At 60.4% G+C, this 26,772-nt stretch carries 24 protein-coding genes and 1 tRNA gene; 1 reads left to right on the top strand and 24 read right to left on the bottom strand.

Annotated features, from left to right (window positions below; translation table 11 throughout):
- Positions 1-502: 502 nt before the first annotated feature.
- From DXC52_RS07570 to DXC52_RS07610, 9 genes are all read right to left on the bottom strand, one after another.
- Positions 503-1,222, bottom strand: a complete 720-nt coding sequence (locus DXC52_RS07570) for a GntR family transcriptional regulator (protein WP_117746776.1) — start codon at positions 1,220-1,222, stop codon at positions 503-505.
- 220 nt (positions 1,223-1,442) lie between these two features.
- On the bottom strand, positions 1,443-2,450 hold the full coding sequence (locus tag DXC52_RS07575) for a YitT family protein (RefSeq protein ID WP_117746777.1): 1,008 nt from the start codon (positions 2,448-2,450) through the stop codon (positions 1,443-1,445).
- A gap of 99 nt (positions 2,451-2,549) precedes the next feature.
- On the bottom strand, positions 2,550-3,179 hold the full coding sequence (locus DXC52_RS07580; protein ID WP_158554617.1) for an HAD family phosphatase: 630 nt from the start codon (positions 3,177-3,179) through the stop codon (positions 2,550-2,552).
- A gap of 86 nt (positions 3,180-3,265) precedes the next feature.
- A complete protein-coding gene (locus DXC52_RS07585; protein ID WP_227790297.1) occupies positions 3,266-4,249 on the bottom strand; it encodes an SIS domain-containing protein in 984 nt (327 codons plus the stop codon).
- Positions 4,250-4,448: 199 nt separating this feature from the next.
- Positions 4,449-5,282 (bottom strand): PTS system mannose/fructose/sorbose family transporter subunit IID, encoded by an 834-nt coding sequence (locus DXC52_RS07590; protein WP_035136780.1) that lies wholly within the window; start codon positions 5,280-5,282, stop codon positions 4,449-4,451.
- Positions 5,283-5,295: 13 nt separating this feature from the next.
- Positions 5,296-6,090: a PTS sugar transporter subunit IIC gene (locus DXC52_RS07595; RefSeq protein ID WP_117746780.1), complete on the bottom strand. Its 795-nt coding sequence runs from the start codon at positions 6,088-6,090 to the stop codon at positions 5,296-5,298.
- A 36-nt stretch (positions 6,091-6,126) separates the two neighbouring features.
- Positions 6,127-7,050 (bottom strand): PTS mannose/fructose/sorbose transporter subunit IIAB, encoded by a 924-nt coding sequence (locus tag DXC52_RS07600; protein ID WP_117746781.1) that lies wholly within the window; start codon positions 7,048-7,050, stop codon positions 6,127-6,129.
- A gap of 182 nt (positions 7,051-7,232) precedes the next feature.
- Positions 7,233-8,315, bottom strand: coding sequence for a DMT family transporter (locus tag DXC52_RS07605; RefSeq protein WP_117746782.1), 1,083 nt, complete (start codon positions 8,313-8,315; stop codon positions 7,233-7,235).
- Between the two features lie 231 nt (positions 8,316-8,546).
- Complete coding sequence (locus DXC52_RS07610; protein WP_117746783.1) at positions 8,547-9,539, bottom strand: SIS domain-containing protein; 993 nt, start codon at positions 9,537-9,539, stop codon at positions 8,547-8,549.
- Positions 9,540-9,744: 205 nt separating this feature from the next.
- On the opposite strand from DXC52_RS07610, the gene DXC52_RS07615 reads away from it, so the two are divergent.
- On the top strand, positions 9,745-10,467 hold the full coding sequence (locus tag DXC52_RS07615; protein WP_117746784.1) for a GntR family transcriptional regulator: 723 nt from the start codon (positions 9,745-9,747) through the stop codon (positions 10,465-10,467).
- A gap of 21 nt (positions 10,468-10,488) precedes the next feature.
- Here DXC52_RS07615 and DXC52_RS07620 read toward each other — a convergent pair whose 3' ends face one another.
- From DXC52_RS07620 to DXC52_RS07690, 15 genes are all read right to left on the bottom strand, one after another.
- Positions 10,489-11,079: a GNAT family N-acetyltransferase gene (locus tag DXC52_RS07620; RefSeq protein ID WP_117746785.1), complete on the bottom strand. Its 591-nt coding sequence runs from the start codon at positions 11,077-11,079 to the stop codon at positions 10,489-10,491.
- A 78-nt stretch (positions 11,080-11,157) separates the two neighbouring features.
- Positions 11,158-12,183 carry a low specificity L-threonine aldolase gene (locus tag DXC52_RS07625; protein ID WP_117746786.1) on the bottom strand — a complete coding sequence of 342 codons (1,026 nt, stop codon included), beginning with the start codon at positions 12,181-12,183 and terminating at the stop codon, positions 11,158-11,160.
- Positions 12,184-12,228: 45 nt separating this feature from the next.
- Entirely contained in the window at positions 12,229-13,092 is an 864-nt protein-coding gene (locus tag DXC52_RS07630; protein ID WP_117746787.1) for a phosphatase PAP2 family protein, read from the bottom strand.
- Positions 13,093-13,180: 88 nt separating this feature from the next.
- On the bottom strand, positions 13,181-16,813 hold the full coding sequence (mfd, locus tag DXC52_RS07635; protein ID WP_117746788.1) for a transcription-repair coupling factor: 3,633 nt from the start codon (positions 16,811-16,813) through the stop codon (positions 13,181-13,183).
- 157 nt (positions 16,814-16,970) lie between these two features.
- Positions 16,971-17,636 (bottom strand): endonuclease III, encoded by a 666-nt coding sequence (gene nth, locus DXC52_RS07640; RefSeq protein ID WP_006235145.1) that lies wholly within the window; start codon positions 17,634-17,636, stop codon positions 16,971-16,973.
- A gap of 63 nt (positions 17,637-17,699) precedes the next feature.
- Entirely contained in the window at positions 17,700-19,502 is a 1,803-nt protein-coding gene (locus DXC52_RS07645) for an ABC transporter ATP-binding protein (RefSeq protein ID WP_117746789.1), read from the bottom strand.
- 127 nt (positions 19,503-19,629) lie between these two features.
- Complete coding sequence (gene rmuC / locus DXC52_RS07650; protein ID WP_022095168.1) at positions 19,630-20,985, bottom strand: DNA recombination protein RmuC; 1,356 nt, start codon at positions 20,983-20,985, stop codon at positions 19,630-19,632.
- A gap of 51 nt (positions 20,986-21,036) precedes the next feature.
- Entirely contained in the window at positions 21,037-21,600 is a 564-nt protein-coding gene (locus DXC52_RS07655) for a hypothetical protein (protein WP_022095169.1), read from the bottom strand.
- Positions 21,597-22,127, bottom strand: a complete 531-nt coding sequence (locus tag DXC52_RS07660; protein WP_022095170.1) for a DUF6036 family nucleotidyltransferase — start codon at positions 22,125-22,127, stop codon at positions 21,597-21,599. Before DXC52_RS07660 ends, DXC52_RS07655 begins: the two co-directional genes overlap by 4 nt.
- A gap of 123 nt (positions 22,128-22,250) precedes the next feature.
- Positions 22,251-22,685 (bottom strand): hypothetical protein, encoded by a 435-nt coding sequence (locus DXC52_RS07665; protein WP_022095171.1) that lies wholly within the window; start codon positions 22,683-22,685, stop codon positions 22,251-22,253.
- 471 nt (positions 22,686-23,156) lie between these two features.
- Complete coding sequence (locus tag DXC52_RS07670; protein WP_117746790.1) at positions 23,157-23,789, bottom strand: hypothetical protein; 633 nt, start codon at positions 23,787-23,789, stop codon at positions 23,157-23,159.
- Positions 23,790-24,068: 279 nt separating this feature from the next.
- Positions 24,069-24,608 carry a rubrerythrin gene (gene rbr, locus DXC52_RS07675; protein ID WP_117746791.1) on the bottom strand — a complete coding sequence of 180 codons (540 nt, stop codon included), beginning with the start codon at positions 24,606-24,608 and terminating at the stop codon, positions 24,069-24,071.
- Between the two features lie 114 nt (positions 24,609-24,722).
- Positions 24,723-25,628: an adenine glycosylase gene (locus DXC52_RS07680; RefSeq protein ID WP_117746792.1), complete on the bottom strand. Its 906-nt coding sequence runs from the start codon at positions 25,626-25,628 to the stop codon at positions 24,723-24,725.
- Between the two features lie 21 nt (positions 25,629-25,649).
- Positions 25,650-26,135 carry an Rrf2 family transcriptional regulator gene (locus DXC52_RS07685; RefSeq protein WP_022094514.1) on the bottom strand — a complete coding sequence of 162 codons (486 nt, stop codon included), beginning with the start codon at positions 26,133-26,135 and terminating at the stop codon, positions 25,650-25,652.
- 359 nt (positions 26,136-26,494) lie between these two features.
- A tRNA-Asp gene (locus tag DXC52_RS07690) sits at positions 26,495-26,572 on the bottom strand.
- Between the last annotated feature and the right edge of the window lie 200 nt (positions 26,573-26,772).

A 26,772-nucleotide genomic window follows, 5' to 3' on the forward strand; every position in this document is an offset into this window, starting at 1 on the left:
GCGATGTGCCGGGAGGCAACCGAATAGACATAGCCCCCGTCCCGGCGAGCCGGGCAGCCTTCGGGGATACCCCCGCTTTCGCTGGGCGCGCGGCAGCGGCCGCATGCGCGTAGTCAGACTTGGGGACCCCCGCCGAAGGAGAGGATTGCGGGCCGCCGGAGCGGTATCCGCGGATATGAGACTGAGCCGAAGGCGTCGACGACATGCCGGGGGCGGACCGGGACGGGTTCAACGGCAGGCCCCGCCGACCGATTGCAAGCGGTCGGCGGGGCCATTGTGGCTCTTGACAGCGGATTGGGTCATATGAGCGAAAACGCCCCTAGGCGAGCAAGGTGACGTGAAAGAGGAGGGAAGCGTACTTCGGTACGCGACCGACGATTGAACGTCAGATTGCCGCTTAGGGGCGTTTGCAGCGTCGAGCCGTTACGCGGTTTGGTAAAACCGCGTAACCAAAGGAGCAGCGTCGACCGATCCGCCGTTCGTTAGAACGGCGGAACCAACCCTACATCACCATAACGTAGCGCGATCCCACGTAGTACTGCTTACCCATCAAAACCGGCTCGTCATCGGGACCGGTAAAGCCGGCACGCAGGTTGAGCAGCGAATCGTGCGGAGCAATGCCCAGCTCGGCCGCCTGCTCGGCGTTAGCTCGAACGGCCTCGACCGTACGGTAGCCAACCGAGACAATCGGCGTTCCGCCAACACGCTCGACCTCGGCAAAAATCGACTTGTCCTCAAGATCGGCCGTCAACAGCTCACGGTAGGCGTCAAACGGCACAAAGATGTTCTCCTCAAAGATGGGCTCGCCGTCGGCCGTACGCACGCGCTTGATATGCAGCAGCAGCGCATCCTTCTGCAGGCCAAAGAACTCCATCTCGTTTTGGCGCGCCGGCACAATCTGGCGATCGACCACATGTGCACCGGCCTTCATGCCGTTGTTGGCACACAGCGCGGTAAACGTCTGCAGCGTCGAGGCGTGAAACTGGCGATTGATGTGCGGCGTGGAGACAAAGGTGCCGCGGCCCTGCTGCTTAACCAGGTAACCATCGGAGCACAGCTCCTCGACAGCGCGGCGCACCGTAATTCGGCTCACGTCGTACTGCTCGGCTAGCTCAAGCTCGGACGGAATACGCTCCTTGGGTGCATAAACACCTTTCTCGATCGCATCCTTGATTTCGTCGTAAATCTGCTGGTAAAGCGGTGCATTTTTGGGCGTAGGCATATCTAATCACTCTTATCGAAATATCGAAATAACTAATACGTATATAACGTCTAGTTTCATGTTACCTCATAATGATAAAACGATACACCCTCCCTACCAAAAAGCGACAGCTTCATTTTGGTAGGTTTTATCTGGGCAAACGAGAGCCTCCTGAAAGCAACGAGGCTTTCGGGAGGCTCAAGCGGACAGGATTGCGCCAGGCCGGCAAAATGCCAAAACCCTACTTGCCGTCGTCCTGCTGCAGGCTATCCTGCTCGCTGAGGCGCGCCTGCCTGCTGGCCATGCGTGCGGGCTTGTCGGGATCGGGAACGGCCGTGGGCATGGGCTCGTCGACATGACCGCCCCACCAGCCGCCCACAAAGTTGAGCGTGTGGAACACATTGATCACGGCGCCGGGATCAATGTCGCACACCAGCTTGATAATGTCCTGGCTCTCGTAGGTCGATACAACGGCGTGCAGCAGGTACATCTTCTCGCGGCTGTATCCGCCGACGACCTCGGCGCAGCTGATGCCATGCTGAAAATGGTCAACATAGGCGGTCATGACCTCGTCCGCCTTGCGCGTCGTGATCTGCAGCGTCACGCGATCGTAGCGACGATAGAAGCTGTCGATGGTCTTTGTCGAAATAAACTGGAACACGATGGAGTACGCCGCGTTGTCCCAGCCAAACATAAAGCCAAAGATCGCCAGGATAAAGCAATTGAAACCAAAGATAACGCCCCAGATGGTCTTGCCCGTGTGGTTGGAGACCCACAGCGCGATAAAGTCGGTGCCGCCGGTAGATGCACCGGACTTTAGCGCGATGGCAGCGCCCAGACCCGAGACCACGCCGCCAAAAATGATGAGCATAATCTTGTCACCCAAAAATGGAGCGAAGTGAAAGACGTTGAGGAACAGCGACGAGAGCACGACCTGCATCATCGAGAAGATGACAAAGCGCTTGCTAATGCCGCTCCAGCATAGGAGCGCCACGGGGATGTTGAGCGCGAGCATACCGAGCGAGATGTCGATGTGAACGCCGCCCAGCGAGGTAACGCGATCGAGCAGGACCGCGACGCCGGTGAGACCGCTCGGAAGCAGGTCGGCGGGCTGAATGAACGCCTGGATCAGGAATGTCTGGAGAACGGCGGAAATCGTAACCGCCACGGCAGTAATGGCGCGGCGGACGATGGTAAGGCGGCCGAGCATGAGCACGCGGTTCGTGAGCTGATCGATGGCGTTCGCCACGTAGGCTCCTTTCGAAGGCAGATGTAGTTGTGGGGCATGCCCGCGATTGTAGCATGGACCACCACAAAGGTGCCTGTCCCCTTTGTGGTGGTTTTGCTGCTAAATGGCAGGTAGGATGTCGGTCAGATTGTCGATGATAACGTCGGCGGCGGACTGATCTAGGTTGACGCCCTCGTGCGGACGCAGCGCCAGGACGTGGGCACCGGAGCGCTTGCCGGCCTCGATGCCCATGGGCGAGTCCTCGATCACCAGGCACTCAGCGGGCTCCACGCCCAGCGCCTCCATGGCGCGCTGGTAGATCTCGGGGTCGGGCTTAAACGCGCTGCACTCGTGGCCGCTGATGGTGTAGTCCAGCACGTCGGCAATGTCGGCAATCTCCACCAACTCGTCGATAAGCTCACGGTAGGACGAGCTCGCGATGGCGCACTTCACACCACGCGCGCGCAGCGCACGCATTACCGGCGCCGTCTGCTCGTTAAGCAGTTCGGCATACGGAACGGGATGGACCGGGCTGTAGACATGCTTGTACTCTACGCGCAGGCGCTCGCGCAGCTCGACATCGTCGGGAACCAGTGCCTCCCAAATGGCCGGTTCGTTAGACCCCGAAAGATCGGGGATCTCGTCAAAGTGGAACCCCTTCTCCTCCATAAACGCCACGCGGCGGCGGTTGTAGAACCACTCGGTATCGACCAGCACGCCGTCCATATCAAACAGCACTGCCTTGATCATACGCATCTCCTCTCAAGAGCAAAAAAGGGGACGGGGCGCAAACCCCATCCCCTCTCAATCAACCCGTAAGGTTTACTTACTTGTGATTAGTAGGAAAGCTTCCACATGTAGCGACGCATGGTCAGCGGGTGCTGACGGGCCTCGGCGATCTGGTTGCCGTACTCGCGCATAACGGCGAGGTGCAGCAGCGGGTTGAAGTAGGTGATGACGCTCGCCGGCACGGCGTCGGCCAGACCGTAGTCCTTGGAGTCGATCAGAGCGACCTTGGCGCCCATGCGCTCAAGGAAGGTGAGGGCGCGGGCGTCCATCGGACGGGTAGCACCATCGGACATGAAGAAGACGTAGGGCTTACCCTCGGTGGAAACCTCGAACGGGCCGTGGAAGTACTCGCCGGTGTTGTAGGCGGCGGCGTCGATCCACTGCATCTCGGTGAACAGGAAGGCGGCGTGAGAGTAGGCCATCTTCTCGGAGGCACCGGAAGCCATGAAGTAGATCATCTTGTCGTCCTTGAAGTCCTCAGCGAACTTCTTGGCAAGCTTCGTGCAGTGCTGAGCGGCGTTCTCGCACAGGTCGAAGATGTTGGTGAGGCCGGTGATCATATCCTCGTAGTGATCATAGCCCTCGGTCTGCTGAAGGATCTCGAGAGCGAGAGCGATGGCGTAGCCAGGCTTCTCGGCCTTGGCGGCATAGTTGGCGTGGAAGCCGTGGACGATGACGTGGTCGGCGTCGACGGTCAGAGCGGAGCCAGCCTTGTTGGTGAGGGAGACGACCGGGCAGTTGTGCTTCTTGGCGGTCTTGTTGGCCTCGACGGTCTCGGGCGTGGAGCCACCGAGGGAGCAGGTGATCACGAAGGTGTGCTCGTTGACCCAGGAAGGCGTGTCGTAGTTGAACTCGTTAGCGGTGAAGATCTGAACGTTCAGCTTGTCCGTGTTGTTGGCCAGGAAGTACTTGGCGGGGTACAGGTCGGACATGGAAGCACCGCAGCCGACGAAGGCGACACTGTGGATCTCGTGGTTGGACAGGACGTCAGCGACGATCTGCTTAGGGAGGTTAAGGTCGATCTCGTACATCTGACACATTCCTTTCGATTTTTGCGGCGCCACATTGCCGGGCGCTCGCAGGGTTACCGTGGTTTGGACCGAGTCGCCGGTCCGTTGAGGATGCGACAAGGGGACTGTCCCATTGTCGCATTTTGGGGATGGAAGCCTGCCTGGGGTATGGGATGCCAGGCAGGCCCCCGGGGGAAAGCGGTTAGGCGCTTGGTCGCGACTAGGCCAGAATGCCGGCCGCGGAGAGGGCGATGCCGCCCACGATGGCGATCACGAGAAGCCAACCGGTGTTGACGTTCTTCTTGATGAGCCAGTACATAAGGCCGGTGAGGCCAAGGGAAATCATCTGGGGCATCATGCCGTCCAGGATGTCCTGGATAACGACGGTGCCCTCAGCGAACTGCAGCGGGGTGGTGGCGCCGATCAGCGTGGCGATCATGCCGCCCACGGACATAAGACCCACGATGCCGCAGACATACATGAGCTTCTCCATGAGGTCGCCGCCCTGAAGCTTGCTCAGGTACTCGTGGCCGCCCTGATAGCCCATCTTGGCTGCGAACCAAGTGATCAGCACAGAGGGGACGATGGAGATGAGCATAGCCAGGATCGGGCCCATGATGGAGCCCTGCTGAGCCAGCTGAACGCCCAGGCCAAAGGCGATAACGCGGATGGTGCCCTGGAAGAAGGAGTCACCGATGCCGGAAAGCGGACCCATGAGGGAGGTCTTGACCGCGTTGATCGAATCGGGATCGAAGTTCTCGGGATCCTTGGCGTACTCCTCCTCCATGGAGGCGGAGAGGCCCAGGATGAAAGCGCTCGTCTGCGGGGTGCAGTTGTAGAACGCCATGTGACGGTGGTAAGCCTCTTTCTTAGCAGCGAGCTGCTTGGGGTCGGACTCGTCCGGATAGAGGCGATCGAGCGTGGGAACCATGCCGTAGAGGAAGCCCATGTTCATCTGACGCTCGTAGTTCCAAGAGGCCTGGATGGCCCAGGAGCGCCAGAAGAACTGGCTGACCTTCTTGTTCAGGGACACGTCCTTGGTTGCGGTTGCCATAGTGTGTTCCTCCTTAGTCTTCGTCGTCTTCGAGCGGATCGTAGTCGGAATCGACACCGGCGGCTGCATGGGAACCGTTGAACTTGAAGCCCATGAAGACGACAGCCAGGCACACACCGATCAGAGCGACCGCGATGACGGACAGGTTGAGGTAAGCGGCGAGCAGGAAACCGATGAACAGGAACGGGGTCATACCCTTCTTGATCATCATGGTGAGCAGCAGAGCCAAGCCGTAGGCGGTCATGATCTTGGTCGAAACGTTAAGACCAGTGGACAGCCACTCGGGAACCATGTTGACGATGGCCTGAACCAGGTCGGTGCCAACAAAGACGGCGAGGAAGATCGGCAGGAAGTACATGACAGCATACAGACCGGAGCCGGCGCAGATGTGCATACGGTAGGCGGTCTTGAAGTTACCGTTATCGATCGCGTTATCTGCCACATGGGTGAGGGCGGCGATGATGGAACGGAACACGATGCCGAGGAGCTGACCCAGGACGGCGACCGGGATGGCGATCGTCATGGCGGTCTCGGCGGAAGCATCGGTCAGGCACGCAAAGGCAGCGGCCACGATGCCGCCCAGGACCATATCGGGCGGAACGGCGGCGCCGACCTGCACCAGGCCCATGGACACGAGCTCGACGGCGGCACCGACGGCAAGGCCGGTGGGCACATCGCCCAGCAGCAGACCGACGAGTGTGGCGCCAACGAGGGGCTGCTCGAAGTTAAGACGACCGAGCAGGCGGGAGTCCCACATGCAGAACACGCCGACGAGGCCGACGAGCACCGCACTGATGAACGTATTCATACCCTTCTCCTTTCAGTCAGGCAAAAGCCTGGTTGATTACAGCTTGGCGTCGATGTCGACGCTCTGATACGTAGGGGTCTGCTGGACGTAGAGCTTGATGCCCATGTCGAGCAGCTGGTTGACGTCGGCCTTCTGGGTGGCGTCGAGGAAGACGGAGCTGTCCTTGCCGCCGACCTGATCGGCGCCGTCGTGGTTGGCGGTGGCGCCCAGGTTGATGGCGTCGAGCTTGTAGCCCTGGCAGAACTGCAGCATCTCGGCCGTGTTGCCAAAGACGAACATGACGCGCTCGCCGAGGGTGTTGAGCTTGTCCATCTTGGCGAGGGCACGCTCGACGGTGAAGACGTTCAGGCGCACGCCCTGGGGCTTGGCCAGCTTAAGAGCGCCCTTCTTGATGTCATCGTTGGCGGCAGCGTTGTCGACGACGATGATGCGCTCGGCCTGAACCTTGGTGGTCCAGGTAAAGACGACCTGGCCGTGCAGCAGACGGTAGTCAAGACGTGCGAGGACGATCTTGGCGGGACCGGAGCTGTGACGGGACGCCTTGGCCTTCTTGGCGGGAGCCGCGGCGGCCTCGACCGGTGCGTTGGGGTTGGTCAGACCGGTGCGGGCCTCGTTGATGAGGGCCGCGAGCTCGGCGCCCTTGACGGGGACGGGGCTCATAGCGAGCGTGAGCGCCAGCGGGATGTTGAAACCGCTGACAACCGTGAACTTCGTGCCGTTCTTGGAAAGCTCGACCATGTTGTTGTTGACCGAGCTGCCGAGCATATCGGTCAGCACATAGACGGTGTCGTCCGCGTTGAACGTGGCGATCATAGCCTCAACCTTATTGGTGATGGGCTCCTTGTCGTCACGAGCAAGCGACACGACGTGGACGTTCGACACGTCGCCGAGAACCATCTCGAGCGTGTCTTTGGCGCCTGCGGCCAGGCCGCCATGAGATGCGAGAATGATCTGATTCATCTTGCCTCCTCCTTTTCGTTATGGTCATTATAACGTCTTATACGTTGCTTATATTGCTAATTAGTATAAAGACCGTTCGCGGGTGAAAATCGACCGTTGACGGGTTTAACGTACTCGAAACGTTGGGCTGGGTAGGCCGGCGCTAGCTGGATAACCCCAGGTCAGACCCTGCGCGCAATCCCCTATCGCACGAAGTACCAGGGGCTTTCCTGTACGGTGGGTTCCAGCGCAATGCCGGTGCGTTCCTTAAACAGATCCATGTCCTGAGATTTTTCGGTCCACCACGCGTTGGGCTTAAAGGTCATGCTCTCAACGATATGGCCGACAAAGGCGCTGTTGCGCAGCTTGGAGAAGTCGGTGTTCATAATCAGGATGGACGCGAGCACCAGCACGATGCCCAGGACTTTAATCGCGCCGGCGGGCTCGGCGTAGACACCAATGCCCACCAGTACGGTGACGACCGTCTCGAAAGACATTACGACGGGAACTTTCGATGTCTCGAGCCCCATGGACAGACCCTGCATATATAAGATGTAAGCAACGGCTGTGGGGATGAGTCCAAAGCCAAGGAACAGCAGCAGCAGCTGTGGCGACATTGCCGCGGCGACATCCGGCCACGGAGCCGCGATAGCTGCCATAACCGCACCGCCAAAAACAAAGCCCCAAAACGTGACAGCCAGCGGGTGGACCGTCTTGGTTGCTATTCGGCTAAACACCGCGAGCGACGCACCACAAAGGCCTGCAATCACGCCCGACGTGACGCCCCAAACCGAAAAATGAAAACCGGAAAGGTCGCCATTGGTCACTGCAAGCACGCAGCCTACGATGTTAAAGACAATGGCAACGAGCTTGTTGGGGGTCACGTCCTCGCGATAAAGCACGCGGCCGAGCATGACGCCAAACACCGGCGAGGTGTAGAGCAGCACCGAGGCCGTGGACATGCCCACCTCGCCCATGCACTCGTAATAGCAGGTGTTGGCGGCGGCCAAACCGACGATGCCGACAAGCGCACAGGGAACAAGCTCTTTAGGGCTTGCCTTGAACAGGGCCAGCGGACCCTGAGCCACGGTAGACCCCTCACCCGGACGGCAGCCCATAAACATCAGGACCGGCGCCAAGATAAGCGCTCCGACCAACAAGCGAAAGGCAGCCATGCTCTGGGACGAAACGCCCATGGCCGAGATGCCGTTTACAAAGATTCCGATGCTGCCCCACATAAGCGCGGCGATCAGCACCAGCACATAGCCCAGATTGCTCTTCTTCAACGCAGCCTCCTCGGTATTGTTTCCAATATGTTTCGTGCTACGTTATAGTCGTTATATACATTTTTCAAGACACAAATCGGTGAGCGGAAAAGTGATCCGTTTTCCTCCGTCCCCAGCGGATTACTTGGCGGTTGCGGTGAAATAGTTCCTAAATAGAGGCTTCAAACCCCCAAGCAGGAACTATTCCACCGCAACTTATGAGGACATCGAGCTGTTAGGCCGCTCTATCCCCTAGTAGTCCAGCTTCCACATGTAGCGGCGCGTCATGTAGTCCTTGTGCGTGACGGCAGAGAGCGCGCGCATGTACACATTGTTGAGGATCGGGGCGAAGATCAGGTGGTTGAAGTACTCGCTCACGCTGTCCTTGATGTCGTTGAGGCCGAGCTCCTTGGCGTCGAGCTGATAGACGCGCTCGCCACCGTACTGGTTGACGAAGCGGATGCCGCGCTCGTCGTTGCAGCGGCTGCGGCCGACGCTAATGAGCTGGAACAGCGAGGTGCGCTTGTCCAGGATCTCGAAGGGGCCATGGAAGAAGTCGCAGGTGTTGATGGTGCAGGAGTCGATCTGCAGCATCTCCTGCACGTTGCAGATGCTAAAGACGTAGGCGGCACCAAAGAGCGGGCCCTGGGCCATGACGTTGATGCAGGGCTTGTCGGCGTTCTGCTCGGCCCACTTGGCAGCGAGCGGACGGGTGTACTCGACGGCCTTGCGATAGATGGGGTCGACCAAGTCGAACGCGGCCATAGCGGTCTCGTACTCGGCATAGCCCTCGGTCTGCTGCGTAAGCTCCATGGCGATCATGGTCACGACGGCAGAGTTGGTGCGAGCCATGCAAGACTCGTCGACGGCCAGACTGTCGTACTGGATCTTGTAGTCGCAGACCTCGGTGAGGCCGGACTCGTCAACATAGATGGCGATGGTGCTGGCGCCGTGGTCCTTGGCGACCTGGGCGGCGACGATGGTCTCCTTGGTGCCGCGCATGGACACGACGACGGCCAGGGTGTTCTCGTTGACATAGGCGGGCGTGGCGTGCACGAACTCATTGCTGGTGTAGCTGGAGCTCACGACCTGCGTGGCCTCGTGCTCCATAAAGTACTGGGCAGGATAGTTGCCGCCGTTGGATCCGCCGGCGCCAATCCACACGACGCGCTTGATGCCGCGCTTGTCTGCCTTGTCGGCCAAAACCTGGGAGACGACGTCCTTAACCTGTTCCTGAGTAGTCATCGTGCATCAGCCTTTCTTCTCGTTTGATGCTCTCGATGGCATACAAGTTACATACATGTTTTGGTTATGTCGACTAGTTGTATGCTATATTTATCTTAGAATTTTTGCTGATGCGGTTTTTGATAATTGGCTACCAGCTGTTTTGTTGTCGTATTGAATACATGCTTGCTTAGATAAGCATACAAGTTAGATATAGGCTGATCGCATGAACGCTTCATCTAAAAAGAAACTGAGCCAATACGAGCGCTTGGCGGGTACGCTTCGCGACCGCATCGCCGCCGGCACCTACGCGCGCGGAGACAAGCTGCCGTCCGAGATGGAACTCATGGACGAATCGGGGCTGTCGCGTAGCACCGTACGCCACGCCCTTAAGGTGCTCGTTGACGAGGGCCTGGTGCGCACCGAGCGCGGGCGTGGCGCCTTTGTGGCCGACACGCCGGCGCTCCACGAGAACAACCTGGTGTTTTCGAGCTACACGACACAGGTCCAGGGTCAGGGTATGAAGCCCACCACGCGCACGGTGGACTCGGGCTTTGCCAAGGCCGCGGGCAATGCGGCCAAGTTCTTCGATGTCGCCGTGGGCAGCAAGCTCGTCAAACTTGTCCGCCTGCGTTATCTGGACGATGCGCCGCTGTGCCTGGAGACCACCTATCTACCACCGAGCTTTGAAGCGCTCATCGATCGCGATATCAACGGTTCGCTCTACGCCACGCTGCGCCAGGAATTCCATCGCGCGCCGGCACAGGGACATAAGACCTTTGAGGTGTGCTATGCCTCGCAAAACGAGGCGTTTTTGCTCAACGTTGGGCGCGGGCAGGCGCTGATCCTGATCACCGACTACGTGTACGACACCGACGGCCGACCGCTCCATGTCTCCAAGCGCATCCAGCGCACCGACCGTGCCAAATACACCGAGCCCATCGGCTAACCTGCCAAAATAAACCTGTCCCTAAATGGTAGGTTTGGGGAGGTCGGGGAACCAGGTTGGTTTGGGTTGGTTGGGGACGCGCTCGGCTAGGACCAACTCCATCCAGCACATGTCGTACCAGCGGCCGAACTTTTGGGCGCAGCGGTCAAAGGCGCCCACCAGGCGATACCCCATATGGGCATGGAAGTCCTGGCTGTTGTGCGTCAGGTACTCATCGTCCTTGTCGTGCGGCACGGCGATGAGGGCGCACATGTTGGTGATACCCATCGCGATCAGGCATTGCTTAAGCGCGTCATGCAGCTTGCGGCCCAGCCCGCCGTGGCGCACATCACGCGCCAGGTAGATCGATGTCTCGACCGACCAGTCGTATGCCTCGCGGCTGTTGAGCGGACTCACATAGGCATAGCCTACCGGACGCCCGTCCAGTTCCATCACCAGATACGGATAGCGCTTGAGCGTGCGCTCGATGCGCCCGGCGAACTCCTCAACGCTCGGCACCTCATATTCGCAGGTAATCGCCGTCTGGCGCACATACGGCTCATAGATGGCAAGCAACGCCGACGCGTCATCGGGCGTCGCCAGGCGAATCGTCGGCTCGGACATCTCGGTCATACAACCCTTCTCCCCCAAAAGCAAAGGCCGCCCTGCGCCAAGCTCAGGCGCAGGGCGGCCCCTTGTCATTACATCAGGCTACAGGACAGCCGCCAACGCGTCGATGTCCTCCCGCGTCGTGGCCCAGCTGGTGCAAAAGCGCACCACCGTGTGGGTCTCGTCGTACTTTTCCCAGTACTCGATCGCCGCATGCTCGCGAATGCGGGCCATGTCCTCGTTGGGCAGAATCACAAACTGCTGGTTTGTGGGCGTCTCCAAAAAGAACTGGTAACCGCGCTCGTGCAGCACACGACGTAGCGCCTGGGCCGTCTCAATCGCCTGTCGACCAATCTCAAAATACAGGCCATCGGTAAAGAGCGCCTCAAACTGCACACCCGTCAGGCGGCCCTTGGCGAGCAGTGCGCCATGCTGCTTAATTCGCGGAATGGGGTGCGCCGGGGCGTGCATGCCACAGAACACCACAGCCTCGCCGCAGAGCGCACCACACTTGGTGCCGCCGATGTAGAACACGTCACACAGCTGCGCCAGCTCGGGCAGGGTAATATCGCACTCATCGGACGCCAACGCATAGGCCAGGCGGGCGCCGTCCACAAACAGCGGAATCTCACGCTTCTGGCATACCGCATGAATCGCCGCGAGCTCGGCCTTGGAGTACAGCGTGCCGTACTCGGTCGATAGGCTCACATACACGGCACCCGGGAACACCGTGTGCTCGTAGCTCTCGTTTTCGTAGAACACCTGGATATAGTTCTCGAGGTCCTCGGCGTGCATCTTGCCCTCGTAGCCGGGGATGGTGAGCACCTTGTGGCCGCCAAACTCGATAGCGCCCGCCTCGTGACAGGCGACGTGGCCAGTCTCAGCAGCAACGACGCCCTCGTAGGGCGCAAGCAGCATGTCGATCACCGTCGCGTTGGCCTGCGTGCCGCCCACCAGAAAAAACACGTCGGCATCAGGGGCCTGGCAGGCCTCGCGAATAAGTTGCTTGGCGCGCTCGGTGTGCGCATCGGTACCGTAGCCGGGCTGCGGCTCCATATTGGTGTCGACGAGCGCCTGCAGCACTGCCGGATGTGCGCCGTGGGAATAATCGTTGTTAAACGCGAGCATGGCAATCCTCTCTTACCGGGTATCGGCCAGATGATTCAAACGGAGCTATTGTACGCCGTTGGGATAGGCAATGCGCGCGGCAAGGCACTCAAGTGCCAGTACCAGGGCAAAACCGCAGCTCACGTCACTCAAAAAGTGCGCACCTATCACGATGCGCCCAAAGGCGACGAGCGCCGCGATCACAGCCGCCGCCCAAAAAATCACGCGGCGACGCGACGGTTTTTCCTTAAAGGCTGCCGCGGGAAGCCCGGCGAGCATAAGGCCGATCGCCGCATGCGCCGTGTGTCCGCTCGCAAACGACTTGAACCCGTCCTTGATCACGCCGGCGGCGATATAGGTCCACTTGTCGGGATTGCCGATCACCCACCACGGCTGAAAATTGAGCCCCGGCGTGACCTCGATCACGCGCATGCGCGGGCGCGACCACAGTGGCTTGACGATCACGTTGAGGATGATGGCCTGAGCGATCCACACGGCAAGCACCATCAACGCCCAGCGCGTGAGTTCGTCGGGCTCGGTCGTGCGCGTGAGGCGATAGACGATAAGGTTGGCAGCGATGACCAGCACAAACGTCAGCACCAACTGAGCCGCAATGAGTTTACCGCCAACCCTCAGGGACGAAACGATCTCGTAGCCGGTCAGGCCAACGTTGACGAGGATGCCGAGCGCGGCAAGCCATTTGCTCCCCCTGGAGTCGGGACGCACCGCGCGCACGAGCATAACGCCCGCGATGCTCGCCGTCAGCTCAAACGGCAACTCGCCAGCGGCCTCGATAAAGCGGCCGTACATGCTGCCGATGTTGAACAGCGCGCTCGAGATCTGATAATCGAAGAAACTGCCCACGCCCAGACAAAGACACAGGACAACCGCGATAGCGGCGGCGTCTTTCTTGTAGATGTACCCGAACATGCTTTCCTTTCGATGGGGCTGGAATCAACCTGCGAGGTGGCGGGGCAAAGAACAACTGGTAGCTCTGCCCCGCCACGCCCCCTACTTGTTAGTCATCGTCGCTCGCGCCTAATTGCTGCAGCAGCATGAGTGCCGCGGCCACGGGGCCGGTGCCGTCGTTGGCGTCGAGACCGCGACCCAGGCCGCTGCCCGCGCCGGCGCCCGCCTTGTAGGGCACCGACAACTTGCGGCTCTTGGGGAAGTTCACCGCGCCATAGCGGGTCTTAAGCTCAAAGGCCACCTTCTTGGGCACGTCGACGCCCAAAAACGTGATGCGACCGCCGCTGAGCGTGACGCTCTCGAGCCCCAGGCGCTCGCCGCGAATGCGGATGCGCGCGCGATTGAACAGGTTGAGTCCCGCCAACGGCAGCTCACCATGCGCGGCCTCGGTCTCTTCCTGCACCTCGTCAATGCTCTCCAGGTCCTCGGCCGCTGCGAGCTTACGGTACACGAGCACGCGCTGGTCCACCGCCGGCAGGTACTCCTCGGACAAGAAGTAGTCGGCCGGCAGGTTAATACCCACGCTCGCCGCCTCCACGCCGGCGTCGTCATCGCCGCGCGCCTCGGCCACGGCCTGGCCCAGCATCTGCGTAAACAGATCAAAGCCCACGCTCGACAGGTTGCCGTGCTGCTCGGCTCCCATAAGCGAACCGGCGCCACGGATCTCTAGGTCGCGCATGGCGATGCGCATGCCGCTGCCCAGGTCCTGGAACTCGGAAAGTGCGGTCAGGCGCGCCGTTGCCTCCTCGGTGAGCGGCAGCTCGCCGGGGAACATAAAGTACGCGTAGGCCTGCGTGGCAGAGCGGCCCACACGGCCCTTGAGCTGGTAGAGCTGCGCCAGGCCAAGGCGCTGCGAGTCCTCGATGATCAGCGTGTTGGCCGTTGCGTTGTCGATGCCGCTCTCCACGATGGTCGTGGCGATGAGCACATCGATCTTTTTGGTCGCGAACTCAATCATCACGTCCTCGACCTCGCGCGGGCTCATCTTGCCGTGTGCCACGCCCACGCGCGCCTCGGGCGCGGCCTCATGCACGCGCGCCACGGCGTCATCGATGGTCTTAACGCGGTTGGACACGTAGTACACCTGGCCGCCGCGGCCCACCTCCAGGCGAATCGCCGCGCTCACCACATCGGGGTCGTACTCCCCCACGTGCACGATCACGGGACGACGCCCGGTCGGCGGTGTGGTGATCAGGCTCATGTCGCGCACGCCGCTCGTGGCCATCTGCATGGTTCGCGGAATAGGCGTTGCCGAAAGCGTGAGCACGTCGATTTGCTCGCGCAGGTTCTTGAGCTGCTCCTTGTGCTGCACACCAAAGCGCTGCTCCTCGTCGATGATCACCATGCCCAGGTTCTTGGGGTTCACGTCGGCAGAAAGCAAGCGGTGCGTGCCGATGAGCACGTCGATCGTGCCCTCGGCAAACGCCTTAAGCGCGCGCTTTTGCTGCGCCGGGGTGCGGAAGCGGCTGAGCACTTCGACCTCGAGGCCAAACGGGGCAAAGCGCTCAAAGAACGTCTCATAGTGCTGCTGGGCCAGAATGGTCGTGGGGCAGAGCACCATGACCTGGCGGCCGGAGTCCACGCACTTAAACGCCGCGCGCAGGGCAACCTCGGTCTTGCCAAAGCCCACGTCGCCGCACAGCAGGCGGTCCATGGGCTTGGGCGCTTCCATGTCGGCCTTGATGTCGGCAATAGCCTCCAGCTGGTCGCGCGTCTCGTCGTAGGGAAAGCTCTCCTCCATCTCGATCTGCTCGGGCGTGTCGGGCGGGCAGGCGATACCGGTAATCGACGAGCGGCGTGTATACAGGTCGACCAGGTCAAACGCCAGCTTTTTGGCATTCTTGCGCGCCTTGTTGGTAGCCCGCGTCCAGTCGGCGGTGTTGAGCCTGGTCAGGCGCGGCTTGTCGCCGTCGGGGCCAACATAGCGCGTGATGCGGTCGACCTGCTCGAGCGGCACGTAGAGCTTGTCGCCGTCGGCATATTCCAGCAAAAAGTAGTCGCGCTCCTTGCCGCCCACTTCCTGGCGCGCGATCTCGCTAAAGAGCGCGATGCCGTGAGTGGCGTGCACCACGTAGTCGCCCGGCTTAAACGGAAACGTGATCTGCGTAATGTCCACCTTGCGGCGGCTGCGCGCGCGGTTGGCATCCATACGGGCGTTGAGGTCGGCGATCGAGAACACGGCCAGGTTGGCATCGGGCACCACCACGCCCTGCGGCAGGGCGGCATCGACAAAGGTCACGCGTCCGCGCGAGATAGTGGGCACGGCAGCACCGGCGGCAGCCTGGGCGGCACCCGCCTCGAGCGAGCGGGCGTTGAGCGCGTCGGCGCGGCGCTCGCGAATTGCAGCATGAGCATCCTGACGGGCAGCACGATCGGCAGAATCCGCCGCTGCCACGCGCACGCGCTCGCCAATGACGCCGGCGTTTTCGGGCGCGGCCGTCAGCGATTCCTCAAAGGTAATGCCCCCGTCGCCAAAGGTGAGCTCCATCGACTCGCGCGCGCCGCGGTCGGGAATGGCAAACACGCAGGCATAGCGCTTGCCCACGACTTCCTGAACGCGCGTCATAAAACGGTTGTCCGAGCCTGCGATAGCAGGCTGCTCAATCTTGAGCTCGGCCGTCACCGCACCGCCGGCACGGATGAGGCTTACGTAGTTCAAGCGCTGCTGGGCACCAAAATCGAGCTGTTGAGCGCGCACGTACAGACCATCCAGGCGGTCAATCCCTGCCTCGCCGGCACGCGCCTCGATATCCTCGTAGGCGCGCAGGCAGTCGTCGAACAGCGAGCGCGGCTCGGACAGAACCACGAGCGCCTTGCCGCTCACGTGCGCCAACGGGCTTACGGTCTGGCCGTACATCACCGGCAAAAAGCGGTCGAGCTCGGGCGTGACGATGCGCGCATCCACCATCTCGAGCAGCGCCGCCAGTTTGCTGTCATCCTGGCTGGCGCGATAGAGCGCCACATGCATGTTGTGGACGGCCTCGTCGGTGAGTGCCAGTTCGCGGCAGGGAAAGATTTCGATGCTGTCCTCGTTGCCGATGGTCTGCCCCGTGGAGCTCACCATGCGGCGGATGCGGTCAATCTCGTCGCCGAAGAACTCGATGCGCACGGGTGCCTTTTCCTGTGCGGGGAACACCTCGACGGTGTCGCCGTGAACGCGAAACAAGCCGGGCGCATCGGCGGCGCCGGCATTGGTGTAGCCCATGCCCACCAAGCGCTGCGGCACCTCGTCAAAGGGAATCTCCTCGCCCACCGCAAAAGTAGTGGACTCCCAGTAGCGGCTCTCGACCGGCGGCACGCAGCGCAGCAGCGCGCGAGCCGAGGCGACCATGATGCAGTTGTCCCCGCGCACGATGCGCCCCAGAGCCTCGCAGCGCTGCGCCACCACGGCGTCGTCCGGCGCCTGCTCGCGCCACGGATAGTCCTTGCGCTCAGGAAAACGACACACGTGCGCCAGGCCCACGTAGGCGGCAAGGCTACGCGCGGCGCGATCGGCCGCATCCTCGCCGCTCACGATATAGACCGTCGGGCGCGGACGGCGCGCAAACTGGGCGGCCGCCATAAGCGTGCGGCCCGACTGCGACACAGCCAGCGTCACGTCCTCGCCAGCATCGAGCCCGGCCTCGACGGCCTGCAAGGCCTCGGCAGTGTAGAGCTGCGCGGCTATACGGTGAATGAGCATGCTGTTCCTCCGGCATTGCAACGCCAAAAGCCCGCCGGGGCAAGCTCGGCGGGTATGCGGCGGATTTCATTGCCTGTCATGGTAGCGCATGGAGAGGACTCCGGCTCAAGAGCAAACCCAGCCCCGCAAAAAACGCCAGACGAAGATGCGTTCCGCCCTACCCCGCTACGCGCACGCTGGGGCACAAATCTGCCAGCGGACACTCGTCACACTTGGGTTTGCGGGCGTCGCAGATCTCGCGACCGAAGGTGATCCACTGATGGTTGACCGACTCCCAATACTCGTGCGGCAAAATCTTGAGCAGATCCTGCTCGGTCTTGAGCGGCTCCTTGGCATGTGTCTTGGGACTCAACATCAGGCGATGCGCAATGCGGTTGACGTGCGTGTCCACCGCAATGCCCTCCACGATGCCATACCCCACGTTGAGCACGATGTTCGCCGTCTTGCGTCCCACGCCCGGCAGCTTCACGAGTTCCTTCATGTCGGCCGGCACCTCGCCGCCATAGTCGGCGACGATCATCTGCGCGGCCTCCACGGCGTGCTTGGCCTTGCTCTTATAAAAGCCGAGTGACTTGATGGTGTCTGCCACGTCAGCCACACTCGCCCCGGCCATGGCCTCGGGCGTGGGCCACTGGGCAAACAGCTTCGGCGTCACCTTGTTGACCTGCGCGTCGGTCGTTTGCGCCGAGAGCAACACCGCGATCAGCAGGCGGAAGGGATTCTCGTGGTCCAAAAAGCACTCGACCGGGCCATAGCGACGGTTGAGGCGCTCACACACCTCAACGGCGCGCTCGCGTTTGGCGGCATTGGTCTCGCGTGGCATAACGACTCCTCGGCTCAACGGCACAATAAACTTATGGGCACAATTGTCCCACGTCCGAGACGCTTACGCCTCCAAGAATGCGCCGGTCTGACGGCTCCACAGGCTCGCGTACTCGCCACCCGCCTCGACGAGCTGCGTATGCGTGCCGTCCTCGACAATCTCGCCATCGGCCAGCACCACAATGCGGTCAAGCGCCGCCACGGTGGACAGGCGGTGCGCCACCACAATGGAGGTGCGGCCGCGCATCAGATTCTCGAGCGCCTCCTGCACCAACGCCTCGGACTCGCTGTCCAAGGCAGACGTCGCCTCGTCGAGCACCAGAATCGGCGCGTCGGTTAGGATGGCGCGGGCGATAGCCACGCGCTGACGCTGACCGCCAGAGAGCCTGACGCCGCGCTCGCCCACCATAGTGTCAAAGCCACGGGGCAAGCGGTCGATAAACTCGGTCGCATTAGCCAAGCGAGCCGCCTCGCGAATCTGCTCATCAGTGGCGTTGGGACGACCGTAGGCAATGTTTTCGCGAATGGAGCGGTGGAACAGCAGCGCCTCCTGCGGCACGTAGGCAACCTGACGGCGCAGGCTCTGCTGCGTGCAGCGCGAGACGTCCTGGCCGTCCACGAGCACGCGGCCGCCCTGTACATCGTCCAGGCGCAACAACAACTTGGTGAGCGTCGTCTTGCCCGAGCCCGATTTGCCCACCAGGCCCACGCGCTGGCCCGCCGCCACATGAAGTGTCAGGTCATCGAACACGCTCTCGCCCGCCGCAGCGTCACGGTACGCAAAGCTCAGCTGCTCAAAATCAATCGCGCCCTCGGTCACTTTGAGCTCGGGGGCGTCCGGGTCATCTGCCACCAAACGTGGCTCGTCCAGCACGCGCGTCATCTCGGCCGCATCGCCGAGCGCGCGGTTGATGCGCTGCATCATGGAGCTTACGTAGTTCAGGCGCATGGTGAGGTTATAGGTGTAGGTAAAGATCATGACGAGCGAGCCGGCCGAGATGCCAAACCACGCGTTGCCGCCCGCCACGAATACGCTCACCACGGCCATGGTGATGACGATAAGACCCGAGGTCGTAAAGTTGCGCTGCATCATGGCGTGCATCGAGACCGTCTCGGCATCGCGCGCGGCACGATCAGCGGCGTCGAACAGATCACGTTCAAAGTCCTCGCGCCCGCAGGTCTTGACGGCCAAGATGTTCGTGACCGCGTCGGAGAGCACGCCCGAGAGCTTGTTCTGCGCGGCGGACGTCGCGGCCGAAAGCGGCATGATGCGCTTGTACATAAGCCAGACAAACGCGATGTAGACGGCCATGATGCACACCAGGATCACGGTAAACGTCGGCACCACCGGGGCGAGCGCCGCCACCGTGCAGATGACCGAGGTGATGGTGGGGATGAGCGAATACACCGTCACGTCGACCAGCCCCGTATAGCCGCTCATAAAACGGCTCGTCTGGCTCACGAGCGATCCGCCAAAGCGGCTGGTGTGAAATGTCATGGATTGATTGGAGAGCGTGTCGAAGCACAGGCGCGCCAGGTGATAGTTGCCCGCAATCTCGAGCTTGTAGACGGTGTAGTCCTGCAGCTTGGAGAGGATTTGGCCCACCAGGTTAACGAGTACGAGCGCCAGGATATAGGGGCCGAAGACCTCAAACACCTGATCACCCGCCACGGGACCGGCTTGAACGCGGTCGACAATGAGGGCCATCACATAGGTATTGGCAAACGTCAGCAAAAAGATGTAGCCCGCCGACGAGAACACCGAGAGAAAGACAATCAGCGGCTGCGTGCGCGTGACACCCCAAAACCGCTGCAGCGTGCGGCGCACGGTGGAGCGTTTCAGCGGACTGGTGTTTCTCTGAGACATGGGCTTCCTTTCGCGTCTGATAGGGCGAAACGCCATTGTTGCACACTAAAGCGCACTTCAGGCAAGCGCGATGTGAAAGGCAGCGGGGTGCCCGCGTTTGCGCCGGTGCCCCGCTGCCTTGTTGCAATTAGTCCTCGTCTTCTTGGTCTGTGGAAAGGCCCGCGGGCGTGAGTCCCAAGATCTCATCGGCTTGGTCGGCGTCTTCCAGCGCGTCGATATCCTTGAGTTTGCGCTCCATGACGTTGGTGCGCGTGGTGATAATGCCCTCGACCGTTTTACCCGCGGTCTCGATCTGCTGCTGGGCGCGGCGCAGCGCCTTTTGATAGCGCGGCAGCTCGGCCTTGACGGCGGAGAGCACTCGCAGTACATCGTCGGTGCGTTTTTGCAGCCTAAACGTCTGGTAGCTCATCTGCAGGCTGTTGAGAATGGCCGCCATGGTGCTGGGGCCGGCAACGTTGACGTGATAGTCGCGGCCCAGGGTCTCGATAAGCCCGGAGCGGCTGACGACCTCGGCGTACAGCCCTTCAAACGGCACGAACATGATGCCAAAGTTGGTCGTTGCCGGCACACTCAGGTACTTTTCGCAAATGTCCTTTGCCTCGCGCTTGACCATGGTGTCGAGCGTCTTGCGCGCAGCCGCCACGGTCTCCGCATCGCCCGACTCCTGCGCGTCGAGCAGGTGCTCGTACGCGTCGCCCGGAAACTTGGAGTCAATCGGCAGCAGCACGGGGTCGCCCTCGTCCACCGGCAGCTTGACGGCAAACTCAACGCGCTCCGAGGCGCCGGGCTTGGTGGCGACGTTTTCCAGATACTGGTCGGGCGTAAGGATGTCCGCCAGAATTGCACCCAGCTGCACCTCGCCCAAAATGCCACGCGCCTTCACGTTGCCCAGCACGCGCTTAAGGTCGCCCACGCCGGTGGCGATGGACTGCATGTCGCCCAGGCCCTTGTACACGGCCTCGAGCTGGTCGCTCACCTGCTTAAACGATGCCGACAGTCGGTCGTTGAGCGTGCGGGAGAGCTTCTCGTCCACCGTCGCACGCATTTGATCGAGCTGCACGTTGTTGTCTTTGCGGATGGCGCCCAGCTGAGCATCGACCGTTTCGCGCACCTTGTCCAGGCGATGCTCGATACCCTCGCGGTTGGCACCGAGCTGTTGGGCCGTCTCGCGGCGCAGGTCATCCATCCGGTCACCAGCTTGCGAAAACTCACGTGCGATGGTCAGGTAACGTTGCTGCTCCACGGCCGCATCTGTCGTCTGCTGCTGCGCGATGGCATTGGCCGTGCGGCGAGTTTCGGCCAGCGCGACGTTCAGGGCATCGAGCGCGTTGTTGGCCTGCTCGAGTGCTGCCAGCGTTTCCGCGCTACTGTCGCCACGCTCCCGCAACTCGGCACGCAGGCTCTTGAGCTGGAGGGCGCAAGCCACAGCAACCCCCACCGCCACCAAGGCGATCACAACAAGCACAATATCAATAGCAGACATAAACTCCGCCCAACAAACCCAATCGAGCACCAATCAAAACCGCGATCAATCTTACCCCGCCATACGCACCGGGCGCCCGGCCCCTTCTTGGGCGCCCCTCTCCTCCGCATATTCCATAATGCGGCGCGCCGTCTCCCTGCTCACCTTTGAGTCATCACCGGCTAAATATGCGTACACGTTTCCCTTATTCAGATTCAAATCGCGGCAGAGACCGTAGCGCGTTACACCCGATTCCTCTAGCGCTCCCAACGTTCTTTTTCGCATCAGGGCGTTGATTCTTCTGTCCGCCACTGGCTTTTCCTTCACCGCTCTATACGCACGCCAAACGTTGGCATAACGATTAGGAAGTTTGTCCTCGGCGCATAGAGATGCCAGGCTACCCGTTTGGGCGTACAAGGACAAAACGCCTCGGTAACCCTCTTCCATCCACGAACCCTCGGATAAACCCAGAACGTATTCGGCTTTACCCTGTGCCAAAGCGAGCAAAAACAGGGGCTCCGCCACGCGCGGCGCAACCGTCGTCGCTTGCTTAACCAGTTTTCTAAAACTGAGCGACTGCTGTCCGGATAGCTCTCGGCAATAGCCTTTTAAGAATCCCTCAAAGGTCAGATTCAACCGAGCACCTCCTTTTTGTATTGGCTGTATGCGCAGACCATCTCTTGATAACTCCGCTCCGAAGGCGACGACGCCAGCGCCTCGCCCTCGTCGAATATAAGCCGTTCGAGCAGTCCCCAATCAAGTCGGTCGACGAATGCCTGGCTATGAAGATCGATGATGTCGTTCGGACGACAGGCATAGAGCTTCATTACCGCCAGGTCCTCCAAGGATGGCGTAAAGTACCTGATAAAGCGCGCCCCAATATCCAAGGGAATCAAACGATCTTCGTAATTGAACGGCATCTGATTACAATATGCCACCGCCATACCATTCACCTCGGGGTATCGAGCTATGATCTCGCGGAGGCACCTATCTGCCTCAAACACATCAATGTCATGTGTAACCGAACGATTCGTCACATCGTTTAGCATGAAGGCGCTTCCTCCCACCAATACAACGTTCGGCCTGTCGTCTCTTGGACCTATTTCCAGCTCCGCCTCTTCGTCAATGCCCAAAAGAGTCTGCTCTAAATCCTGCTTATACATAGCAAATCCTATTATTATTTATCTTCAATAATACTATTCAGTCGCACGACAGGACCCACAGGATGCAAGAATTCTGCTCGTGGCGATAATTCGTACACCCTGGAAGTCCTAATGTGACAAACGCTAACTCTCCCAGCCGGCGCGGATGGTTGTTGCGACATCGCCTAGGCGCTGGCCCAGGGCCGCTAGATGCTGGAGCACCTCATTGGGCGAGGCACCGTTGAGAATGCACGTGAGGGCATATGAGGCCAAGAAGATTGCCGCAAGTCCTAGCGGAATGAGCACGATCATCGCCAATGTGCGCAGGCGCTGGCCCACGCGGCGACGACGCGCACGACGCTTGTCGAACGCGAGCTCCTGCGCATATGAATCTTGCTGTACGGAATAGGCCTCTGGTGCCGATTCGCACCCGGGCACGGCTGCAGGTACAGCAGCGGGCACGACGTTTTGCACGGGCGCCTGGTTGGCAACCCCTTGCATTTGCATCTCTATAAGCCGCCGCTGCTGCCGCAGCATGCGCTCGGCTTGTTGCTGTGGGGTCTCAAGAAACAGGTCCATGTTGGCCTCCAAAATCGGAGCGTTCGACGCTTACGACCAGCATCCCGCACCGCCATGACCGCGACAACGCAATCGCCGGCAATAGCCACAAAGTTTCTTTTGCTCAAAAGCTGTCGAAAAGCTCAACAACTCCCCTACCAGCACTTTCTCTGAGCTTTTTTCGCCAGCAATCTTTTGGCCTTCCACCCTTACGCCAACTGACCAAAATCTAACCAAAAGCTTGACGAAAATTGTGAAGACAGGGACCCCACACACACACAAAAACGTGCCGCCCCAAAAGGGGCGGCACACAAACCAATCTATTAGCCAAAACTCGTTGGCAAGCCCGCGTCGTCAGACCCGCGGCGCATGCCTTTGCCTCGCGTGACTCTGCGAAGCCGTGAGCGAGAGGGAAAGGGATGCGCCGCGGGTCTGACGTCCGGAGCGGTGAAACCAGCAGTTGCCCTGCGCTCCGTGGTCGGTGAGGACAGACTACATGCCCGCGAGACCGCGGGCGGCGGTGGCGCACATAAACGCCAAGGCTAAAATCACGAGCGAGCCCGCAATGTCTGCCAGCACGCCCATTGCACGACGCTCAAACAACCAGCTCTCAAAGTGCGGGGCGACGTTGCGCCAAACACGCCACAGCAAGATGCCCATACCGATGACGCCTGGGATATTGAGCAGTAGGATCTCGGAGCACAAAAGACCGATCAGGTTGCCGGCGGCAAAACCAGCGTCGCCCTCGCAGTATTTGCGATAAATCATGTACAACATGTACGCCACAAACGGCTGCAGGCACGCAGAGATAAACGTAACCACCATCGAGGGGTCCTGAGAAAAGACATCGGTGAGTTTATCGACACTCGTGGCATCTTTCGAAGCCAAGAACAAGCCAATGACCACCACGGGCACCACGCCCAAGATAACCTCGACCAGAGTAAACAACTTAGCAGTCAGATCCTCGCTAGCCGTATTGAGGTGAGGCGCCCACTCAGGATGAGCATGCGCGCCAACCTTCTTGTCCTTCTCGACACGATCGACCTTTTTACCCTCGGCAACCCGACGACCAGGATCCTTGCGAGTTCCCGCCGCAGCAACCCGAGCCCGAGACTTCTTACCCATACAAAAACACCCCATCAGGTAGTAGATAAACTAAAAGTCGCCACCCAGTGTACCCCACCCATGAACGGTGCCGTCCCAACCAGTCCCCATACAAAAACGTGCCGCCCCGATAGGGGCGGCACACAAACTTAGTTATCAGCTTTTCTGTAGCGAGCACGCAACGAACCAAAGCGGGCCGGGAGGGCCGGACTACCTTCCCTCAACGCGACCCTGCGAAGCCGTGAGCGAGGAGGGAAGGTAGTCCGGCCCTCCCGGCCCAGCTCACGCTAGCGCCAAGCGCTAGTAGTTCACCACCTGCTCCTCAAAGTACGCCTTCGGGTGGTTACACACCGGGCACACCTCAGGCGCCTCGGCACCAACGTGCAGGTGCCCGCAGTTCAGGCACTTCCACACCTTCACGCCCTCGCGCTCAAACACCTCGCCCGACTCGATGCGCTCGACGAGTTTGTTGTAGCGCTCCTCGTGGGCCTTCTCGACGGCGGCGACACCACGGAACTTTGCGGCAATCTCGGCAAAGCCCTCCTCCTCGGCGGTCTTGGCAAACTCATCGTACATCGTGGTCCACTCGTAGTTCTCTCCTGCGGCGGCATCGCGCAGATTGTCCAGGGTATCGGGGACGACGCCGTCGTGCAGATACTTAAACCACAGCTTGGCGTGCTCGGACTCGTTGCCTGCGGTCTCGGCAAAGATATTCGAAATCTGAACGTAGCCGTCTTTCTTGGCCTTAGATGCGTAGTAGCGATACTTGGTGTGTGCCTGGGACTCACCGGCAAAAGCGGTCTCGAGGTTCTTCTTGGTTTGGGAATTCTCAAAATCCATAGGTGTACTTCCCTTCAACACGTGCCGCCCATAGGCTTTGAGCGACCTTGTCTTTAGGATGCCCTCAAGCCGCGAATTTAAACCTTACAATCCCGTTCTTCAGATTTGAGCGGGCTACACACTCAACCAACGATCGTCCTCGGCTCGGCAAAAGCCCTCGCGCTCCAGGTCAGCTAGAATGCCCACGATCAAGTCGCACTCGACCGGCCCGCGACCGGCTGCCGCTTCCATCTCGTTAACGCCCACCACGGCATCAGCAAGCGTAATCCCCGCCGGCTGCCCATCGCGCGCTGCCAACAACATACGCACGATATGCGCGCGCTTTTGGCGGCGCGAGCCCTCAAACTTGGACTGACGACTATAGCCCGCCGACCGCCTGGACGGATTGGGCAGTGTCTTTTTAAGATACGCGCCGTAATCCAGCAATGCGTAATACCACGCGCGCGGCGTGTCGGCATCGTCTTGAGGCGCGGCAAAGGGCGTAATCTCGTCCGCCGCCGCACCGGGGACCGCCGGACAGGCAGCTTGGATCAGCGGCACCAGCTCGCGATCGGGAACGGCCGGCACATCGGGAAAGAAATGATGCAAAAAGACCGTGCGCACGTTGGTCTCCAGATACACGCCCGGAAGATCAAACGCAAACTGCCGGATACCCTGCGCCGTTGCCGGGCCAATACCAGGCAGAGTGACCAAGTCACGCGTCTCACGCGGAAACTCCCCGCCCCAGTCCTCTACAACGCGCTGAGCGGCCCCGTGAAGCGCCAGAGCGCGTCGGTTGTAGCCCATCCCCTGCCAAGCGTCCAAAACATCCGAAGGCGCGGCCTGGGCAAGCGCCTGCACGGTCGGAAAACGATTGAGCCACACCGGCATGCGCGCCTCCACACGCGGCACCTGTGTTTGCTGCAACATGACCTCAGAAAGCCAAATGATGTACGGATCGCGTGTACGGCGCCACGGAAGGTCGCGATAACGCAGGACCCCTTCCGAACGAATCATCGAACGAAAGGGGTCCTGAATCATGGCTATGCTCCTTATGCGGCGCTATTCCTCCCGGTAAGCGCACGCGCAGGTGGCGTACTCGGGAAACGCTTCGCGGTCGGCGAACTTGGGATCGACGGCCGGGAACTGGCGGTGAGCGACGATGTCGCCGAGCGAAACGGAATCGAGGTAGTCGCGCATCAACGCCTGAGCTCCGGCCCACAGGGGATGATAGCAGCACGCGCCCATGCGCGCACAGTCACCATCGGGGGCGGTGCAGTCGTTCATAACCATAGGACCCTGAACGGCCTCGACGACCTGGCGGATAGTGACGTCGTCCGGACTAACCTTGAGACGCATGCCACCGTGGACGCCACGCAGGCTCTCCACAATACCGGCCTGGACCAAACCGTGCTGAATCGAGCGGGCAAACGAATACGGGACATTGACCTCTTCGGCAGCGGTGCGAACAGAAAGCAAACACTCCGGATCCTCGGCAAGCATCGCCAGCATACGAAGGGCGTAATCAGTCTTCCTCGATATGTCCATTTTTCCCCTTTCAAGGAATACGAACAGCTCGAACGAGCTCCGGGGCCGAGCTTGTGTCGAGACGCTAAAAGACCGCCAGGACATCCAAATGGTAAATCGGATATCCACTGAGTGCCGCGCTTGGAGCGAAATGCATCAGATGCGGCGCACAGTGCAATTTAGTATAACCTAACCCCCTGTCTCGTAGAACAGGTGTTGCGCAACAAAGCTGTTGTTCAGACAGATATACTTATTAGATTTTACTTGCGTTCCCGAAGGCGCGGGGATTCTGGGCGAAGATGCACCAGGGCGATCGTTCTATCGAAACAAAGTGCATCAAACGCAAAAAGCCACGTCCGAAGACGTGGCTTTAATTACGTTGGCGGGAAGTACGGGGCTCGAACCCGCGACCTCCGACGTGACAGGCCGGCGCTCTAACCAAACTGAGCTAACTCCCCAGGCAGTCGTTCGCGTTTGTTTCCGCTCGCGTGCGCTGCGGGGATTAGTATACACAGAAGTCTGTCCGGCGCGCAACAACTTTTTTGAAAAAATTTTTTGGGTCCCTCCGGGAGGGTCTCCGGGGCTGAGGGCGGGGGTTAAGTTTGCTGCTCTACAGTCCTGCGCAAGACGGAAAGCACATTAAGTGCTTTCCTTTGCG

Origin of the sequence: Collinsella sp. TF05-9AC (assembly GCF_003438495.1) — a bacterium.
Taxonomy (GTDB): Bacteria; Actinomycetota; Coriobacteriia; order Coriobacteriales; family Coriobacteriaceae; genus Collinsella.

Coding starts and splice junctions, on each gene's coding strand:
- DXC52_RS07580 (WP_158554617.1), bottom strand. CDS start 3,179: ATGATCAAGGCAGTGCTGTTTGATATGGACGGCGTGCTGGTCGATACC.
- rbr (WP_117746791.1), bottom strand. CDS start 24,608: ATGGATTTTGAGAATTCCCAAACCAAGAAGAACCTCGAGACCGCTTTT.
- nth (WP_006235145.1), bottom strand. CDS start 17,636: ATGCCACGCGAGACCAATGCCGCCAAACGCGAGCGCGCCGTTGAGGTG.
- DXC52_RS07600 (WP_117746781.1), bottom strand. CDS start 7,050: ATGAATCAGATCATTCTCGCATCTCATGGCGGCCTGGCCGCAGGCGCC.
- DXC52_RS07670 (WP_117746790.1), bottom strand. CDS start 23,789: ATGGGTAAGAAGTCTCGGGCTCGGGTTGCTGCGGCGGGAACTCGCAAG.
- rmuC (WP_022095168.1), bottom strand. CDS start 20,985: ATGTCTGCTATTGATATTGTGCTTGTTGTGATCGCCTTGGTGGCGGTG.
- DXC52_RS07685 (WP_022094514.1), bottom strand. CDS start 26,135: ATGGACATATCGAGGAAGACTGATTACGCCCTTCGTATGCTGGCGATG.
- DXC52_RS07680 (WP_117746792.1), bottom strand. CDS start 25,628: ATGATTCAGGACCCCTTTCGTTCGATGATTCGTTCGGAAGGGGTCCTG.
- DXC52_RS07610 (WP_117746783.1), bottom strand. CDS start 9,539: ATGACTACTCAGGAACAGGTTAAGGACGTCGTCTCCCAGGTTTTGGCC.
- DXC52_RS07660 (WP_022095170.1), bottom strand. CDS start 22,127: ATGTATAAGCAGGATTTAGAGCAGACTCTTTTGGGCATTGACGAAGAG.
- DXC52_RS07645 (WP_117746789.1), bottom strand. CDS start 19,502: ATGTCTCAGAGAAACACCAGTCCGCTGAAACGCTCCACCGTGCGCCGC.
- DXC52_RS07665 (WP_022095171.1), bottom strand. CDS start 22,685: ATGGACCTGTTTCTTGAGACCCCACAGCAACAAGCCGAGCGCATGCTG.
- DXC52_RS07615 (WP_117746784.1), top strand. CDS start 9,745: ATGAACGCTTCATCTAAAAAGAAACTGAGCCAATACGAGCGCTTGGCG.
- DXC52_RS07585 (WP_227790297.1), bottom strand. CDS start 4,249: ATGTACGAGATCGACCTTAACCTCCCTAAGCAGATCGTCGCTGACGTC.
- DXC52_RS07625 (WP_117746786.1), bottom strand. CDS start 12,183: ATGCTCGCGTTTAACAACGATTATTCCCACGGCGCACATCCGGCAGTG.
- DXC52_RS07590 (WP_035136780.1), bottom strand. CDS start 5,282: ATGGCAACCGCAACCAAGGACGTGTCCCTGAACAAGAAGGTCAGCCAG.
- DXC52_RS07570 (WP_117746776.1), bottom strand. CDS start 1,222: ATGCCTACGCCCAAAAATGCACCGCTTTACCAGCAGATTTACGACGAA.
- DXC52_RS07620 (WP_117746785.1), bottom strand. CDS start 11,079: ATGACCGAGATGTCCGAGCCGACGATTCGCCTGGCGACGCCCGATGAC.
- DXC52_RS07595 (WP_117746780.1), bottom strand. CDS start 6,090: ATGAATACGTTCATCAGTGCGGTGCTCGTCGGCCTCGTCGGCGTGTTC.
- mfd (WP_117746788.1), bottom strand. CDS start 16,813: ATGCTCATTCACCGTATAGCCGCGCAGCTCTACACTGCCGAGGCCTTG.
- DXC52_RS07630 (WP_117746787.1), bottom strand. CDS start 13,092: ATGTTCGGGTACATCTACAAGAAAGACGCCGCCGCTATCGCGGTTGTC.